The sequence below is a fragment of the Elioraea sp. genome, from assembly GCF_022842375.1.
Classification (GTDB): Bacteria; Pseudomonadota; Alphaproteobacteria; order Acetobacterales; family Acetobacteraceae; genus Elioraea_A.
On record NZ_JALHPR010000009.1, the window covers coordinates 76,058 to 90,019 of the forward strand.

General features: G+C 70.8%; 13 protein-coding genes. 11 read left to right on the forward strand and 2 right to left on the reverse strand.

Going from position 1 to position 13,962, the window contains the following annotated elements; all coding sequences use genetic code 11:
* Nucleotides 1-1,692, forward strand: coding sequence for a methyl-accepting chemotaxis protein (locus Q0C38_RS10185; protein WP_291296975.1), 1,692 nt, complete (start codon nt 1-3; stop codon nt 1,690-1,692).
* Between the two features lie 9 nt (nt 1,693-1,701).
* On the opposite strand, the gene Q0C38_RS10190 is transcribed toward Q0C38_RS10185, so the two are convergent.
* Complete coding sequence (locus tag Q0C38_RS10190) at nt 1,702-3,102, reverse strand: MmgE/PrpD family protein (protein WP_291296976.1); 1,401 nt, start codon at nt 3,100-3,102, stop codon at nt 1,702-1,704.
* Nucleotides 3,103-3,250: 148 nt separating this feature from the next.
* Here Q0C38_RS10190 and Q0C38_RS10195 point away from each other — a divergent pair, with 148 nt between their 5' ends.
* From Q0C38_RS10195 to Q0C38_RS10240, 10 genes are all read left to right on the forward strand, one after another.
* On the forward strand, nt 3,251-4,225 hold the full coding sequence (locus Q0C38_RS10195; RefSeq protein WP_291296977.1) for a lytic transglycosylase domain-containing protein: 975 nt from the start codon (nt 3,251-3,253) through the stop codon (nt 4,223-4,225).
* Nucleotides 4,222-5,199: a septal ring lytic transglycosylase RlpA family protein gene (locus Q0C38_RS10200; protein ID WP_291296978.1), complete on the forward strand. Its 978-nt coding sequence runs from the start codon at nt 4,222-4,224 to the stop codon at nt 5,197-5,199. Before Q0C38_RS10195 ends, Q0C38_RS10200 begins: the two co-directional genes overlap by 4 nt.
* Before the next feature lie 16 nt (nt 5,200-5,215).
* Entirely contained in the window at nt 5,216-6,457 is a 1,242-nt protein-coding gene (locus Q0C38_RS10205) for a D-alanyl-D-alanine carboxypeptidase family protein (RefSeq protein ID WP_291296979.1), read from the forward strand.
* 19 nt (nt 6,458-6,476) lie between these two features.
* A complete protein-coding gene (gene tmk / locus Q0C38_RS10210; RefSeq protein ID WP_291296980.1) occupies nt 6,477-7,112 on the forward strand; it encodes a dTMP kinase in 636 nt (211 codons plus the stop codon).
* The gene (locus tag Q0C38_RS10215; RefSeq protein ID WP_291296981.1) at nt 7,109-8,125 is read left to right on the forward strand and encodes a DNA polymerase III subunit delta'; all 1,017 of its coding nucleotides are present in this window, start codon (nt 7,109-7,111) and stop codon (nt 8,123-8,125) included. Before tmk ends, Q0C38_RS10215 begins: the two co-directional genes overlap by 4 nt.
* Before the next feature lie 33 nt (nt 8,126-8,158).
* The gene (gene metG / locus Q0C38_RS10220; RefSeq protein ID WP_291296982.1) at nt 8,159-9,703 is read left to right on the forward strand and encodes a methionine--tRNA ligase; all 1,545 of its coding nucleotides are present in this window, start codon (nt 8,159-8,161) and stop codon (nt 9,701-9,703) included.
* Complete coding sequence (locus Q0C38_RS10225; RefSeq protein WP_291296983.1) at nt 9,703-10,491, forward strand: TatD family hydrolase; 789 nt, start codon at nt 9,703-9,705, stop codon at nt 10,489-10,491. The genes metG and Q0C38_RS10225 overlap by 1 nt, the downstream gene beginning before the upstream one ends.
* On the forward strand, nt 10,488-11,258 hold the full coding sequence (locus tag Q0C38_RS10230) for an MBL fold metallo-hydrolase (RefSeq protein ID WP_291296984.1): 771 nt from the start codon (nt 10,488-10,490) through the stop codon (nt 11,256-11,258). Before Q0C38_RS10225 ends, Q0C38_RS10230 begins: the two co-directional genes overlap by 4 nt.
* 91 nt (nt 11,259-11,349) lie before the next feature.
* Nucleotides 11,350-12,162 (forward strand): nucleoside triphosphate pyrophosphohydrolase, encoded by an 813-nt coding sequence (gene mazG, locus Q0C38_RS10235; RefSeq protein WP_291296985.1) that lies wholly within the window; start codon nt 11,350-11,352, stop codon nt 12,160-12,162.
* Nucleotides 12,159-13,058, forward strand: coding sequence for a DMT family transporter (locus Q0C38_RS10240; protein ID WP_291296986.1), 900 nt, complete (start codon nt 12,159-12,161; stop codon nt 13,056-13,058). Before mazG ends, Q0C38_RS10240 begins: the two co-directional genes overlap by 4 nt.
* Here Q0C38_RS10240 and Q0C38_RS10245 read toward each other — a convergent pair.
* Nucleotides 13,039-13,950 carry a pirin family protein gene (locus Q0C38_RS10245; RefSeq protein WP_291296987.1) on the reverse strand — a complete coding sequence of 304 codons (912 nt, stop codon included), beginning with the start codon at nt 13,948-13,950 and terminating at the stop codon, nt 13,039-13,041. The two genes, Q0C38_RS10240 and Q0C38_RS10245, sit on opposite strands and share 20 nt — an antisense overlap.
* Nucleotides 13,951-13,962 lie beyond the last annotated feature (12 nt).

Here is a 13,962-nt window from a genome sequence, read left to right on the forward strand (position 1 = left end):
ATGCTCGGACGGTTGTCGATCCGTGGCAAGCTGCTGCTTGTCGTCGGGCTTTTCTCGATCGCGTTCCTCGCGGTCACGGCCAAGATGCTGGTGCAGCGCCATGACCGGATGTGGGAAGACCGCATCGAGAAGGTCAGGGCGATCGCCGAGACCGCCATCACCATGGCCCAGCGCTTCGACGCCGAGGTGACAGCCGGCCGGCTCGACGCCGAGACGGCCAAGGCCCGCTGGCGCGAGGCCATCTCGCGCATGTGGTACGACGGCAACGAGTATCTCTTCGCCGTGACGCTCGACGGCACGATGGTGATGCACGCCGCCAACCCGCGGCTCGACGGCACCTCGGTGTGGGAGCGGCGCGACCCCAAGGGTAAGGCGCTGTTCCAGGAGATGTCGCGCGTGGTGCGCGCCTCCGGCGGCGGCGTCGTCGCCTATGACTGGCCCCGCGCCGGCCAGACCGAGCCCTTGCCCAAGGTCAGCTACGTGATGGGCTACGCGCCCTGGGGCCTCTATGTCGGCACCGGCGTCTATGTCGACGACATGGATGCGGCGATGTGGAGCATGGTCCTGTCGGCCGGCCTGGCTTCGCTTGGCATCGTGCTGCTGATCGGTGTGCTCGTGCTCCTCGTCGGGCGCGACCTTGTTGCCTCCGTCCGCGCCACGGTCGCACGGATCGAGGCGCTCGCGGCCGGTGACTGCACCTCGCCCGTGCCTGGCAGCGACCGCCGCGACGAGGTTGGCGCGATCGCCCGCGCGATGGATGCGCTGCGCGGCACGCTGCGCGAGGCGGAGGAGTCGCGGCTCGTGCAGGACCGTGCCATCGAGGAGGCGCGCACCGCGCAGCGCACGGCGCTGCTGGCCACCGCCAAGGAGATCGAGGATAGCGTCGGCACCGCCCTCGGCCGCGTGACGGCAACGACGCGCGACTTCGCGGGCAGCATAGGCGAGACGAGCGGCGCGATGCACCGCGCGGGGACGGAACTCGACGCGCTCGCGACGAACGCCCGCGATGCGTCGGCCAACGTCTCGGCGATGGCAGCCGCTGTGCAGGAACTTGCCGCGAGCTCGAGCGAGATCAGCCGCCAGGTCACGCGCTCGACCGAGGTGGTCACGCGCGCCACCACCGAGGCGCGCGACGGGATGCGCCTCGTCGAAAGCCTCTCGGCGAACGCCAAGGCCGTCGGCGAGGTGGTGACGCTGATCAACGACATCGCGGGCCGCACCAACCTGCTGGCGCTCAACGCCACGATCGAGGCGGCGCGCGCCGGGGAGGCCGGCAAGGGCTTCGCCGTGGTGGCGGGCGAGGTGAAGGCGCTTGCGAGCCAGACGGCGAAGGCAACCGAGGAGATCGCCGCGCAGATCAACGCGACCTCGCGCGATGTCGAGGGGGCAATCGCGGTGCTCGGCCGCATCGAGGCGGCAATCAGCGCCGTCGAGGAGGCCTCGTCAGGCACCGCCGCGGCGATCGAGCAGCAGGGTGCTGCGATCGGCGAGATCTCGCGCGGCGCCCAGGCGGCCTCGTCGATGACGGTCGACATGGCCGACCGTTCCATCGCCCTCGGCACGGTGACGGCGCGTGCCGGAGAGGCCGTCGCGTCAGCGGCGCGGGGCGCCGGCGATATCGACGGCAACGTCGCTGAGCTGAACCAGGCGGTCTCTCACCTGGTGGTGGAGCTCAGGCGCACGGCCGCCTAGGAGGGGTGCCTACTCGCCTGCGAGCCTGACGGCGCTCACCGGCCCGGCGAGGCGGGTGAGCGCCGTCGCGTCGGCCGCCGTCTCGAGGGAGAGGATCGCCTGGGCAAGCTGCGCTGCCTTGGCGGGCGAGAGGATGGCATCGGCAAGCCCGTGGAACTTCCCGGCGAGCTCTGCGTCAGTCATGAAGTTGTCGGGCTCTCCCTTCGGCACCACCACCTTGGCGGTGAAGCTGCCCCGCGCGGTCTCGACCGTGGTGCGGCCAGACATGTTGCGGGGGAATTCCGCCTCGATCTCGGCGTCCTGGATGCAGCGGACGCGGCGGGCAAGCGCACGCACCACGGGGTCCGACAGCAGCGCGTAGCTTTCCCAGCCCATCGCGCCCGTCGCGAGTGCCGCGGCGACCACGAAGGGGCCCGAGAACTGGCCGTCGACCACGTTGGCGGGCTCGGCCTTCTTCGCCGCAGGCTCGCCGATCAGCAGCATGCCCTTGGCCGGCAGGTGCACCGTCACCGCCGTGATCTCCTCCGCCACCAGCCCGTGCTCGGCGCGCAGCATCAGTGCCGCGTCGATCGCGGCATGGCCGTAGCGGCAGGAAGGGTAGGGCTTCACGGCGGTGTGCATCAGTTCGAACACCTGGCCGAGATCGGCGAGCACGCGCTCGGGGTCAGGCGAGGGGGCGTAGGCACGAAGGAAGCCGTGCCGCCCCTCGATCGCCTCGGCCGCGCCGATGAACCCCTCGCGCGCAAGCAGTGCCGCCGTGAGGCCGGCCATCGCCGACCAGCCGACCTGGAAGCGCTTGGTCCACGCCCCGTTGACGAGGAACTGCAGGCTCCCCGCGGCCTGGCTGAGCGCGATGCCGAGCGCATCCTCGATGCCCCTGGCGTCGAGCCCGAACACGCGGGCAGCGGCAACCGCGCCGCCGAAGGCGCCGCAGGTGGCGGTCGGGTGGAAGCCGCGGTCGTAATGGGCACCGGCCGGAAGGGCGAGGGCGAGGCGGTTCGTCGCCTCGTAGCCGGCGACGATGCCGGCGAGCAGCTCCGCCCCCGAGGCGCCCGCGATCTCGGCGGCGGCGAGTGCGGCCGGGATCACCGGCGCGCCCGGGTGAAGGCTTCCCGCCGCGTGGGTGTCGTCGAAGTCGAGGGAGTGGGCGAGCGCACCGTTCATCAGCGCGGCACCCGCCGGGGTGTAGCGCGCGGCATCGCCGAACACCGCGGCGGTGCCGCCGGCAAGCCCCATGGCCCGCACGGCGGCGAGCAGTGCTGGCGTGCTCTCGGCGTCATGGCGGGCGCGGACGATGTTGCCGACGAGATCGAGCACAAGCGCCTTGGTGCGCGCGACGACTGGCTCTGGGAGGGAGGCCGTCTCGACACCGGCCGCCCAGGCGGCGAATTCCTTCGTGATGGCGCGCATGGGCTGGTTCCTCACCCCGTTCTTGGACGTCTCGCGATGTTCTAGCCGAGGTGGCGCTGGCCTGCCAGGGCAGTGCCCCGTCCGATGATCCCCGGCATGACCCAAGCGTGCGTTGAGAACCGCGCGTGGCGATGGCATGCATGATGCCATGACCGCGACTCGACGCACCCTCATCGCCACGATGCCAGCGCTGCTGCTGGCACGCGGCGCCGCCGCCAACGCCCAGCCCTTCGACCGCTGGCTCGCCGAGCTGCGCACCGAAGCGCGCGGCAAGGGCATCTCGCAGGGGACGGTGCAGACCGCACTCAACGCCATTGCGCCCATTCCCCGCATCATCGAGCTCGACCGTCGCCAGCCCGAAGGCACGCTCACCTGGGCGCAGTATCGCGACCGTGTGGTGGCCGAGCCGCGCATCGGCAACGGCCGCAAGGCGCATGCCGAGAACCGCACGCTGCTCGCCTCGGTCGAGCAGCGCTTCGGCGTCTCCTCGCGCACCATCACCGCGATCTGGGGTATCGAGACGAACTACGGCGCCAACACGGGCGGCTTCCCGGTGGTGCAGGCGCTCGCGACCCTCGCCTATGACGGGCGGCGCAGCAGCTATTTCCGCGGCGAATTGCTGAACGCACTGCGCATCCTCGACCAGGGCCACATCGCGCATCCGCGCATGCTGGGCAGCTGGGCTGGCGCGATGGGCCAGCCGCAGTTCATGCCAGGGTCGTTCCTGTCCTATGCGGTCGATTTCGACGGTGATGGCCGCCGCGACATCTGGGACAGCCGCGGCGACGCGCTCGGCTCGATCGGCAACTACCTCGCGCGGGCGGGCTCGTGGAAGCCGGGCGAGCCCTGGGGGTTCCAGGCGCGGCTGCCGCAGGGCTTCGCCATCGCGCAGGCCGATGCGCGGGCGAACCGGCCGCTCTCGGCCTGGGCCGCCGCCGGGGTCCGGCGTGCCGATGGCAGCGCGCTGCCGCGGGGCGAGATGCCGGCTGCGATCGCCGCACCCGACGGCGCACAGGGCCAGGCCTTCGTGCTGTTCGCCAATGCGCAGGCCGTGCGGCGCTACAACAACAGCACATACTACGTGCTGGCCGTCGGTCTGCTCTCGGACCTCGTGGGCGGATGAGGGGGGCGGCCCTTCTCGCCGCCAGGCTGATCTGCGGCTCCGCCGCTGGAATTCTGGTGGCCGGCTGCGCCGAGGCAGGGTTCCTCGCACAGCTCGGCAAGAGTGCGACGGGCAGTGCCGCGCGCGATACCGGGCAGGGCGGCTTCGTGGTGGGCGAGCCCTACCAGGCAGCCGGCGTCTGGCATGCTCCTCGCGAGGACTACGCGCTCGATGAGACCGGGCTCGGCGTCGTCGTCGCCGTGCGGGCGGGCGCGCGCACCGCGAATGGCGAGGCAGCCGACCCGAACAAGCTCACCGCCCAGCACCCGACGCTGCAGCTTCCCGCCATCGTGCGCGTCACCAACCTCGAGAATGGCCGGTCGGTGCTGCTGCGCGTGAACGATCGTGGCCCGGCCGAGCCTGGCCGGCTGATCGGCCTCTCGCCGCAGGGAGGGCGCCTGCTTGGCTTCCCGGCGCGCGGGGCGGCGCAGGTGCGCGTGCAGGTGGTCGGTGCCGAGAGCAGGCAGGTCGCGGCGGAGGCTCGGGCCCGCACGCCCATTCCGGCATCGCAACAGATAGCCATCGCCCCGGCCCCGCGCCCGGCTGTGCAGGCAGAGGCGCTGCCGCCACCGCCAGGTGCGCGGGTCGCGACCAGTCCGCGCAGCGCGGCACCGTTGCCGGCCCCCCCGCCAACGTCGGCGGTGCAACTCGCCTCCCTGCCAACGGAGCGCCTGCCCGACACATTGACGCAGAGCTATGCCGCCCCCGGCACGCTCTGGGTCCAGGCGGGCGCCTTCGGCAACGCCCAGAACGCGGAACGGATGCGCGCGCGCCTCTCGGGCGTGGGTCCTTCCCGCGCCGTGCCGCTGACGAGCGGAGGCCGCACGCTCTGGCGCGTGCGCGTTGGGCCTGCCGCCTCGGTGGGGGACGCTGACAGGCTGCTTGCCGCGGCGATCCGCGCCGGGGCGAACGAGGCCCGCATCATCGTCGATTGAAGCGCAGGAGGACCGCATGCCCGATCAGCCGATCACAGGAACCCGTCGCTGCCTGCTTCTCGCCGGTCCCGCCGCCATCCTCGCGACACCCGCCGTGGCGCAGCAGCAGCAGCGCCCTGCCCAGCGACCGCCCCAGCGACCGCAGGCGCAGCGCCCCCCGGCGCCGCAGGGCACGCCGGCCAGCACCCCGCTTGGGCCGCTCGACACGCTCGCCCGCCACGCGCTGATCGTCGATTTCGAAACCGGCGCGACGCTGCTCGAGAAGGACGCCGAGGTGTCGATGCCGCCCGCCTCGATGAGCAAGCTGATGACCGCCTACGTGGTGTTCGAGAAGCTCCGCGAAGGCCGGCTGACCATGGCCACCGAGCTGCCGGTGAGCGAGCGCGCCTGGCGCATGGGCGGGTCCAAGATGTTCGTCGAGGTCGGCCAGACCGTGCGGGTCGACGATCTGCTCCGCGGCGTCATCGTCCAGTCCGGCAACGATGCCTGCATCGTGCTCGCCGAGGCAATCAGCGGCTCTGAGGAAGCCTTCGCCGAGATGATGACGGCGCGTGCGCGGGCCATCGGCATGACGCAGACGACGCTGCGCAATTCGACGGGCTGGCCCGATCCGAACCACCGCATGTCATGCCGCGACCTCGCAATCCTCTCGGCCCGCATCATCCATGACTTCCCGGAATACTACCGCCTCTACAGCGAAAGATCCTTCCGCTTCGCCAACATCACCCAGGAGAACCGCAACCCGCTGCTCTACCGCAATGTCGGCGCCGATGGGCTCAAGACCGGGCACACGGAGGAAAGCGGCTATGGCCTCGCTGCGTCCGCCATCCAGGGCGGGCGGCGGGTGATCATGGTGGTCAACGGGCTGCCCTCGATGCGCCTGCGTGGCGAGGAGAGCGAGCGGCTGGTCGGCTGGGCGTTCCGCGAGTTCGAGAACGTGCGCCTGTTCGGCGCGGCCGAGACGGTCGAGGAAGCCCCGGTACATCTGGGCGAGCGGTCGACCGTGCCGCTCGTCGCCGGGCGTGACCTCGTGATGACCGTGCCGCGCGCCTGGCGCCGCAATGCGCAGATCGCGGTGCGCTACGCCGCCCCCGTGAAGGCGCCGGTGATGCGCGGAACCGAGATCGGCAAGCTCGAAGTGTCGGGTCAGGGCGTGCCGGCCATGTCGGTGCCGCTCTATGCCGGGGCCGATGTGCCGCGGCTCGGCTTCGTTCCCCGCATCGGTGCCGGGCTGAGGCATCTCGTCTTCGGCACCTGACCGGCCTACCCTGCGCGCGATGCGGGGACGGTTCATCACACTCGAGGGCGGCGAGGGGGCAGGCAAGACGACGCAGCGCGCGCGGCTCGCCGCGATGCTGCGCGAGGCTGGCCGCGAGGTGGTCGAGACGCGCGAGCCTGGCGGCGAGGCGGGGGCGGAGGCGATCCGCACGCTGCTGGTATCGGGCGAGCCCGGGCGGTGGGAGCCGGTGGCGGAGACGCTGCTGCACTATGCCGCCCGCGCCCAGCATGTCGCTCGGGTGATCGCACCCGCGCTCGCGCGCGGTGCCTGGGTGATCTCTGATCGTTTCGCCGACAGCACGGCCGTGTACCAGGGTGCGGGTCAGGGGGTGGCGGCCGCGACGATCCGCGCGATCGATGCCGCATCCCTCGCCGGGTTCGCGCCCGACCTGACGCTGATCCTCGACATCCCTGTCGCCGATGGCCTCGCGCGCGCCGCCGCGCGCGCCGATACGAACCGCTACGAGCGGTTCGATGCCGCCTTCCATGGCCGCATCCGCGAGGGGTTCCTTGCCATCGCGCGCGCCGAGCCCGGGCGCTGCGCGGTGATCGATGCCACGCGCCCGCTCGATGACGTCGCACGCGCGATCGGCGAGGCGGTCGGCGCGCGGCTTGGCGTCACGCTCCCGGCATGACGCCAGCAGAGGAGACCACGCTGCTCGGCCATGGCGGGGCGGCAGAGGCCTTCGCCGCTGCCTGGGGCACCGGGCGGCTGCATCATGCGTGGCTGATCGGCGGGCCGCCGGGTATCGGCAAGGCGACGCTCGCATTCCGCGCGGCACGCTGGGTTCTTGCCGGCGGGCCGGCATCGGCGGAACCACTCGGCCTTCCTGCCAACCATTCCGTCGCGCGCAAGGTCGCGCATGGCAGCCACCCCGACCTCCGCGTCGTCACCCGCGCCGAGAACGCCAAGACCGGCCGCCTCTACAGCGAGATCAGGGTCGACGACATCCGCGCGATGACGGAGTTCCTGCGCCTGACCGGGGCCGAGAGCCCCTGGCGCGTGGCGATCGTCGACCCGGCGGACGAACTCTCGACCGAGGCGGCCAACGCGCTTCTGAAGATCCTTGAAGAGCCTCCCGCCCGCGCGCTGATCCTGCTGGTCGCGCATGCGCCCGCCAGGCTGCTGCCGACGATCAGGAGCCGTTGCCGGCGGCTGATGGTGAAGCCGCTCGCGACCGCCGATGTCGCCTCCCTCATGGCGCGTCTCGCCCCGGCCCTGCCGCCGGCTGAGGCAGAGGCGGCGGCCGCTCTCTCCGGCGGGTCGATCGGCCGTGCGCTCGCGCTGGCAGAGGGCGGGGCGGCGGAGCTGTCGGCCGCCCTCACGCGGGTGTTCCAGGGCCTTCCCGGGCTCGACCAGGCCTCTGCCCATGCGCTGGCCGACAGGCTGGCGAGGCCGGGATCGGAGGAGGGGTTCGCGCTCTTCCTCGCCCTGCTCCGCGACAGGATCGCTGCGCTTGCAAAGGCGGCAGCGACCGGCCGGGCGGATGCGATCGCCCGGCTTCGCCCGCTTGAAGAGTGGGGAACGCTATGGGAGAAGGTCGGGCGCATGGCGCGCCTTGCCGACGCGCTGAACCTCGATCGCAAGCAGGCTGTGCTCTCGGTTCTCCAGGCGCTTCGGCCAGGTGCGGCGCTCGACGCGCCCTGAGATGAAGGGCGCGGAGATGAGCAGCCAGGAAGAATGATGCAGAACCAGCGCTATTACGTCACGACGCCGATCTACTACGTCAACGACGTTCCCCATATCGGCCATGCCTACACGACGCTCGCAGCCGATGTGCTGGCGCGGTTCATGCGGCTCGACGGGCGAGACGTGTTCTTCCTCACCGGCACCGACGAGCATGGCCAGAAGGTCGAGAAGGCAGCCGCCGCGCGGGGCATGGAACCCAAGCCCTTCACCGACGAGGTGAGCGCCAATTTCCGCGGCCTCGCCGAGGCGATGGGGTTCTCCAACGACGATTTCATCCGTACGACCGAGCCGCGGCACTACCGCGCCTGCGAGGAGTTGTGGCGCCGCATCGTGGCCGCCGGCGATCTCTATCTCGGCGACTATGGCGGCTGGTACGCCGTGCGCGACGAGGCGTTCTATCGCGAGAGCGAGACAACGGTGGGCGACGACGGGGTCCGCCTTGCTCCGACTGGCGCGCCGGTGGAGTGGGTGAAGGAGCCGTCATGGTTCTTCCGCCTCTCCGCTTGGCAGGAGCGTCTGCTCGCCTTCTACGAGGCCAACCCAGACTTCATCGCCCCGGAGAGCCGGCGCAACGAGGTGCTGTCGTTCGTCCGCTCCGGCCTCGAGGACCTGTCGGTCAGCCGCACCAGCTTCGGCTGGGGCGTGCCGGTGCCCGAGAGCCCCGGCCACGTGATGTATGTCTGGCTCGATGCGCTGACGAACTACGTCACCGCCACCGGCTGGCCTGACGGGAATACCGCACGGTCAGGCTTCTGGCCGGCAGACCTCCACCTCGTCGGCAAGGACATCCTCCGCTTCCACGCCGTCTACTGGCCCGCCTTCCTGATGAGCGCCGGCCTTGCCCCGCCGAAGCGCGTGTTCGCCCATGGGTGGTGGACGGTCGAGGGGCAGAAGATGTCGAAGTCCCTCGGCAACGTGGTCGACCCGCATGCGGTGATCGCCGAGTTCGGGCGCGACGCGTTCCGCTTCTTCCTGCTGCGCGAGATCCATTTCGGCGCCGATGGCGACTTCTCCCGCCGGGGGATGCTGCGGCGGCTGAACGTCGACCTCGCCAATGAGTTCGGCAACCTCGCCCAGCGCACGCTCGGCTTCATCGCGCGCAACTGCGGCGGCATGCTGCCGGCCCCGGGGCCGCTCTCGGCCGATGACCGGGCGCTGCTCGACGCCGCCGCCGCGCTGCTCCCGACGCTGCGGGCCGAGATTGGGCGCCAGGCCTTCCACGCGGCGCTGGAGGCCGTGTGGTCGGTGATCCGCGACGCCAACGCCTATATCGACCGCGAGGCGCCCTGGACGCTGCGCAAGACCGACCAGGTGCGCATGGGCACGGTGCTGTGGACGCTGGTCGAGCTCCTCCGTCGGCTGGCCATCCTGCTCCAGCCGGTGATGCCGGAGACGATGGCAAAGCTGCTCGACCAGCTCGCCATCACCGACCGGAGCTTCGCCTCGCTCGCGGTGCCGATGGAGGGCGAGGTCGCGCTGCCGGCGCCGAGCCCGCTGTTCCGCAAGATCGACGACGCGGCCGGGCAGGGGGGCTGATGCTGATCGACAGCCACTGCCATCTCGACCATTGGGAAGAGGCGGAGCGTCCCGGCCTGATCGCGCGCGCGGGTGAAGCCGGCGTGGGCACGCTGATCACCATCGGCGTGCGGATGCGCCAGGCGGCGCTGCTGAAATCGATCGCCGAGGCGTTCCCGAACGTGTGGTGCACGGTGGGCATCCACCCGCACAACGCCGGCGAGGAGCCTGTGCCGGAGGTGGCCGATCTCGTGGCGTTGGCCGATCACCCGCGCGTCGTCGGCATCGGCGAAAGCGGGCTCGACTACCACTATGACAAGGCGCCACGGGACGTTGCGGCTGAAAGTTTCCGCAGCCACATCCGTGCCGCACGCGAAACGGGCCTGCCGCTCGTCGTCCATGCACGTGACGCTGATGCCGATATCTCGCGGATATTGCAGGAAGAGCATGACCGGGGAGGGGCCTTCCCATTCCTATTGCACTGCTTCAGTTCCGGCCGCCAGCTCGCTGAGGATGCGGTAAAGATTGGCGGTCATGTCAGCTTCTCCGGCATCATTACCTTCCGCCGGTCCGACGACCTCCGCGCACTCGCCCGCGACCTGCCGGAGGATCGGCTTCTGGTCGAGACCGATGCGCCGTACCTCGCACCCGAGCCCTGGCGCGGCAAGCGCTGCGAGCCGGCCATGGTGGCGCAGACCGCCAAGGCACTCGCTTCCGTGCGTGGCCTCACCATGCCGGCGCTGGCCGACCTGACGGCCGCCAACACGCAGCGGCTGTTCAGCCGGCTTCGGGTCGCAGAGGCGGCGTGAAGGTCATCGTCCTTGGCTGCGGCAGCTCTGGCGGCGTGCCGCTCATCGGCGGCCGATGGGGCGCCTGCGACCCGGCCGATCCGCGGAACCGGCGCAGCCGCGCCTCGGTGCTGGTCGAGATCGAGGGCAAGACCATCCTGATCGATACGCCGCCCGACATGCGAACCCAGCTCCTGGCGGCGGAGCGTTGGCGGATCGACGCGGTGCTCTACACCCATTCCCACGCCGACCACATCATGGGCCTCGACGACCTCCGCTCCATCAACCGCATGAAGGGCGAGAGCCTTCCCGTGTTCGCCGACGCGCCGACCCTCACCGATCTCGCGAGGCGCTTCGACTATGCCTTTGCGCCGCTGAAACCCGGGGCCAGCTTCTACCGGCCGGTGCTGGTGCCGCACGAGATCGTTCCTGGCGCGCGGTTCGAGGCGGCCGGCATCGAGGTGCTTCCCATCAAGCAGGACCATGGCTTCATGCCGAGCCTGGGCTTCCGCATCGGCGAGTTCGCGTATTCGACCGATGTGCTGGACCTCGACGAGACGGCGCTGGCAGCACTCGAGGGCGTGCGCACCTGGATCGTCGGCTGCTTCCAGGAGCAGCCGCACGTGACGCACGCGCATCTTGCGCGCGTGTTCGCCTGGGTCGCGCGCCTGAAGCCCGCGCGCACGGTGCTGACCCACATGGGCGAGAGCTTCGACTATGCGACGCTCGCGGCAAAGCTTCCGCCTGGCGTCGAGCCTGGCTTCGACGGGCTGGTGCTGGACGCCTGAGTGCCGCCTCGGACAGTATCCGTATTTTCCATAATCATGATTAGCGGACATTTGGAGCGCTGTGAACAGGCCTGGCCGGGAGGAACGCCGCATGGACAACGACACACCGGAAGCCGCCGCCGAACTCGGCCGCCTCCTCCGCGTCATGGCCGCGCTGCGCGACCCGGCGACGGGCTGCCCCTGGGACCGTGAACAGGGCTTCGACACGATCGCGCCCTACACGATCGAGGAAGCCTACGAGGTGGCCGACGCGATCGCCCGGCGCGACTGGCCTGCGATCGAGGACGAACTCGGCGACCTGCTGTTCCAGGTTGTCTACTACGCGCAGATGGGCGCGGAGGATGGGCGGTTCGACTTCGCCGCGATCGCCCGCGGCATCGCCGACAAGATGATCCGCCGCCACCCGCACGTGTTCGGCGCCGAAAGCCGCGAGACCTCGGCCGAGCAGAACCACGCCTGGGAGGCGCAGAAGGCCACCGAGCGCGCCGCGAAGGCAGAGACGGGCGTTCTCGCGGGCCTTCCCATCGCCCTCCCCGCGCTGACGCGTGCCGCCAAGCTGACCCGCCGTGCCGCGCGCGTCGGCTTCGACTGGCCCGATGCGGAGGCCGTGCTCGACAAGCTCGCCGAGGAGACCACCGAGCTTCGCGCCGAGCTCGCCGCTCCTGCGCAGGACCGCGCGAGGCTGGCCGACGAGATGGGCGACATGCTGTTCGTGCTCGCCAACCTCGCCCGCAAGCTCGACCTCGACCCAGAGGCGTGTCTCCGTGGCGCCAACGCCAAGTTCGAACGCCGCTTCGGCGCGATCGAGCTGGGCCTCGCAGCCGAGGGCCGTACGCCGGCCGAGGCGACGCTCGATGAAATGGAAGCGCTGTGGCAGGCGGCGAAGGTGGCGGAGCGGGCATGAGTCCCACTGCAGCGTTCGGCGTCTGGCCGACGCTCATCACCGTCTCCCTCGCCTGGGGCACGACGCTGCTCTGGGTGAAGCTTGCCGGCGCGACGCTCGCGCCCTTCCAGCTCACGTTCTGGCGCGGCGTGGCGGCCTTCGCAGCCCTCGGGCTCTTCATCGCCTGGCGTGGCAAATGGCCGCGCATGCGGCTGCGCGACGTGCTCGTGCTCGGCACCACCAATGGCTGGCTGTCGAGCGCGCTGATGGCCTTCGCGCTCGGGCGGATCGACACGGCACCCGCCGCCCTCGTCGCTGCCTCGATGCCGCTGATCCTCTCCGTATTTTCCCACCTGTTCCTGCCGGGCGAGCGGATGACGCCGCGCGGGGTGATGGGCGTGGCACTCGGCTTCCTTGGCATCGCGCTCGTGCTCGGGCCCGGCGTGCTCGCCTCCTCCTCCGGCTCCGCACTTGGGTTCGCCGCGATGCTGCTGGTCGCGACCGGCTATGCCACCGGCACCACCTATGGCCGGCTGACACGCCCTCCCGATCCTGCCGGCACGGCGTTCGGGCAGCAGATCGTCTCGATCGTGATGTCGGCGATCCTCGCCTTCGCCACCGGCCAGGGCATTGCGCCGCCCGCCACGCCCGTGGCGGTAGGCGCGATCATGACCCTCGGCACGGTCGCGACGGCGCTGCCGATGGTCCTCTACTGGCGCCTGCTTGGCCGTGCGCCGGCCTCCGTGGCGGGCTTTGTCGACTACCTGATCCCGCTCTGGGCGACGATCATCGCCGTGACCGTGCTCGGCGAGACGCTGCAGCCGACGGCGCTGGCAGGCGGTGTGCTGGTGCTCGCCGGCATCGCGATCGCCACGCGGAAGGTCAAGCCGCCAAGGGTCAGCCCGGAAGCGGGATGAACTCGCTCTCGCCCGGCACGGCGGCGAAGCGGCCTGCCTGCCAATCGGCCTTCGCCTGCTCGATCCTCTCCTTCGAGGAGGAAACGAAGTTCCACCAGATATGGCGCGGCCCATCCATCACCGCCCCGCCGAGCACGAGCACGCGCGCAGGCGCGGTGGCGGCGAGCGTGATCGGATCGTCCTGGCGGAACACGAGGAGCCGGCCCTGGTCGTGGGTCGTGCCAGCGACGGCCACGCTGCCTTCGAGCACGTAGACCGCCCTTTCCTCCGTCTCGCGCGGCAGCGCCAGCCGGGCACCCTGCGCCAGCGTCACATCGGCATAGAGCGTGTCGGAGGCAGGGCGCACGGGGCTTGCCATCCCGAACGCCGCGCCGACGATCAGGCGGATGCCGATGCCCTCGCCCTGCCAGGACGGCAGCGCATCGGCAGCGTAATGATCGAAGCCGGGGTCACGCTCCTCCTGGTCCTTCGGCATCGCAATCCAGCTCTGGATTCCGTACAGCTTGTGGGGATGGGCGCGCACCGCCACGGGACTGCGCTCGCTGTGCGCGATCCCCTTCCCCGCCGTCATCCAGTTCACTGCGCCGGGCGTGATCTCCATCGCCGTGCCAAGGCTGTCGCGGTGCATCACCGCCCCCTCGAACAGATAGGTGATCGTTGCGAGACCGATATGAGGATGCGGGCGGACATCGACGCCCCTGCCCGTCATGAACTCCCCAGGGCCCATCTGGTCCCAGAAGATGAAGGGCCCGACCATCCGCCGCCCGACGGCGGGCAGTGCACGGCGCACCTCGAACCCGCCGATGTCATGCGCGCGCGGCACCACCACGGTCTCGATCGCGCCATCGGGCGTCGCCGGGCAGTCAGGGTCGGAGGTCTTGTGCCAGCTCATCGCGACCGCTCC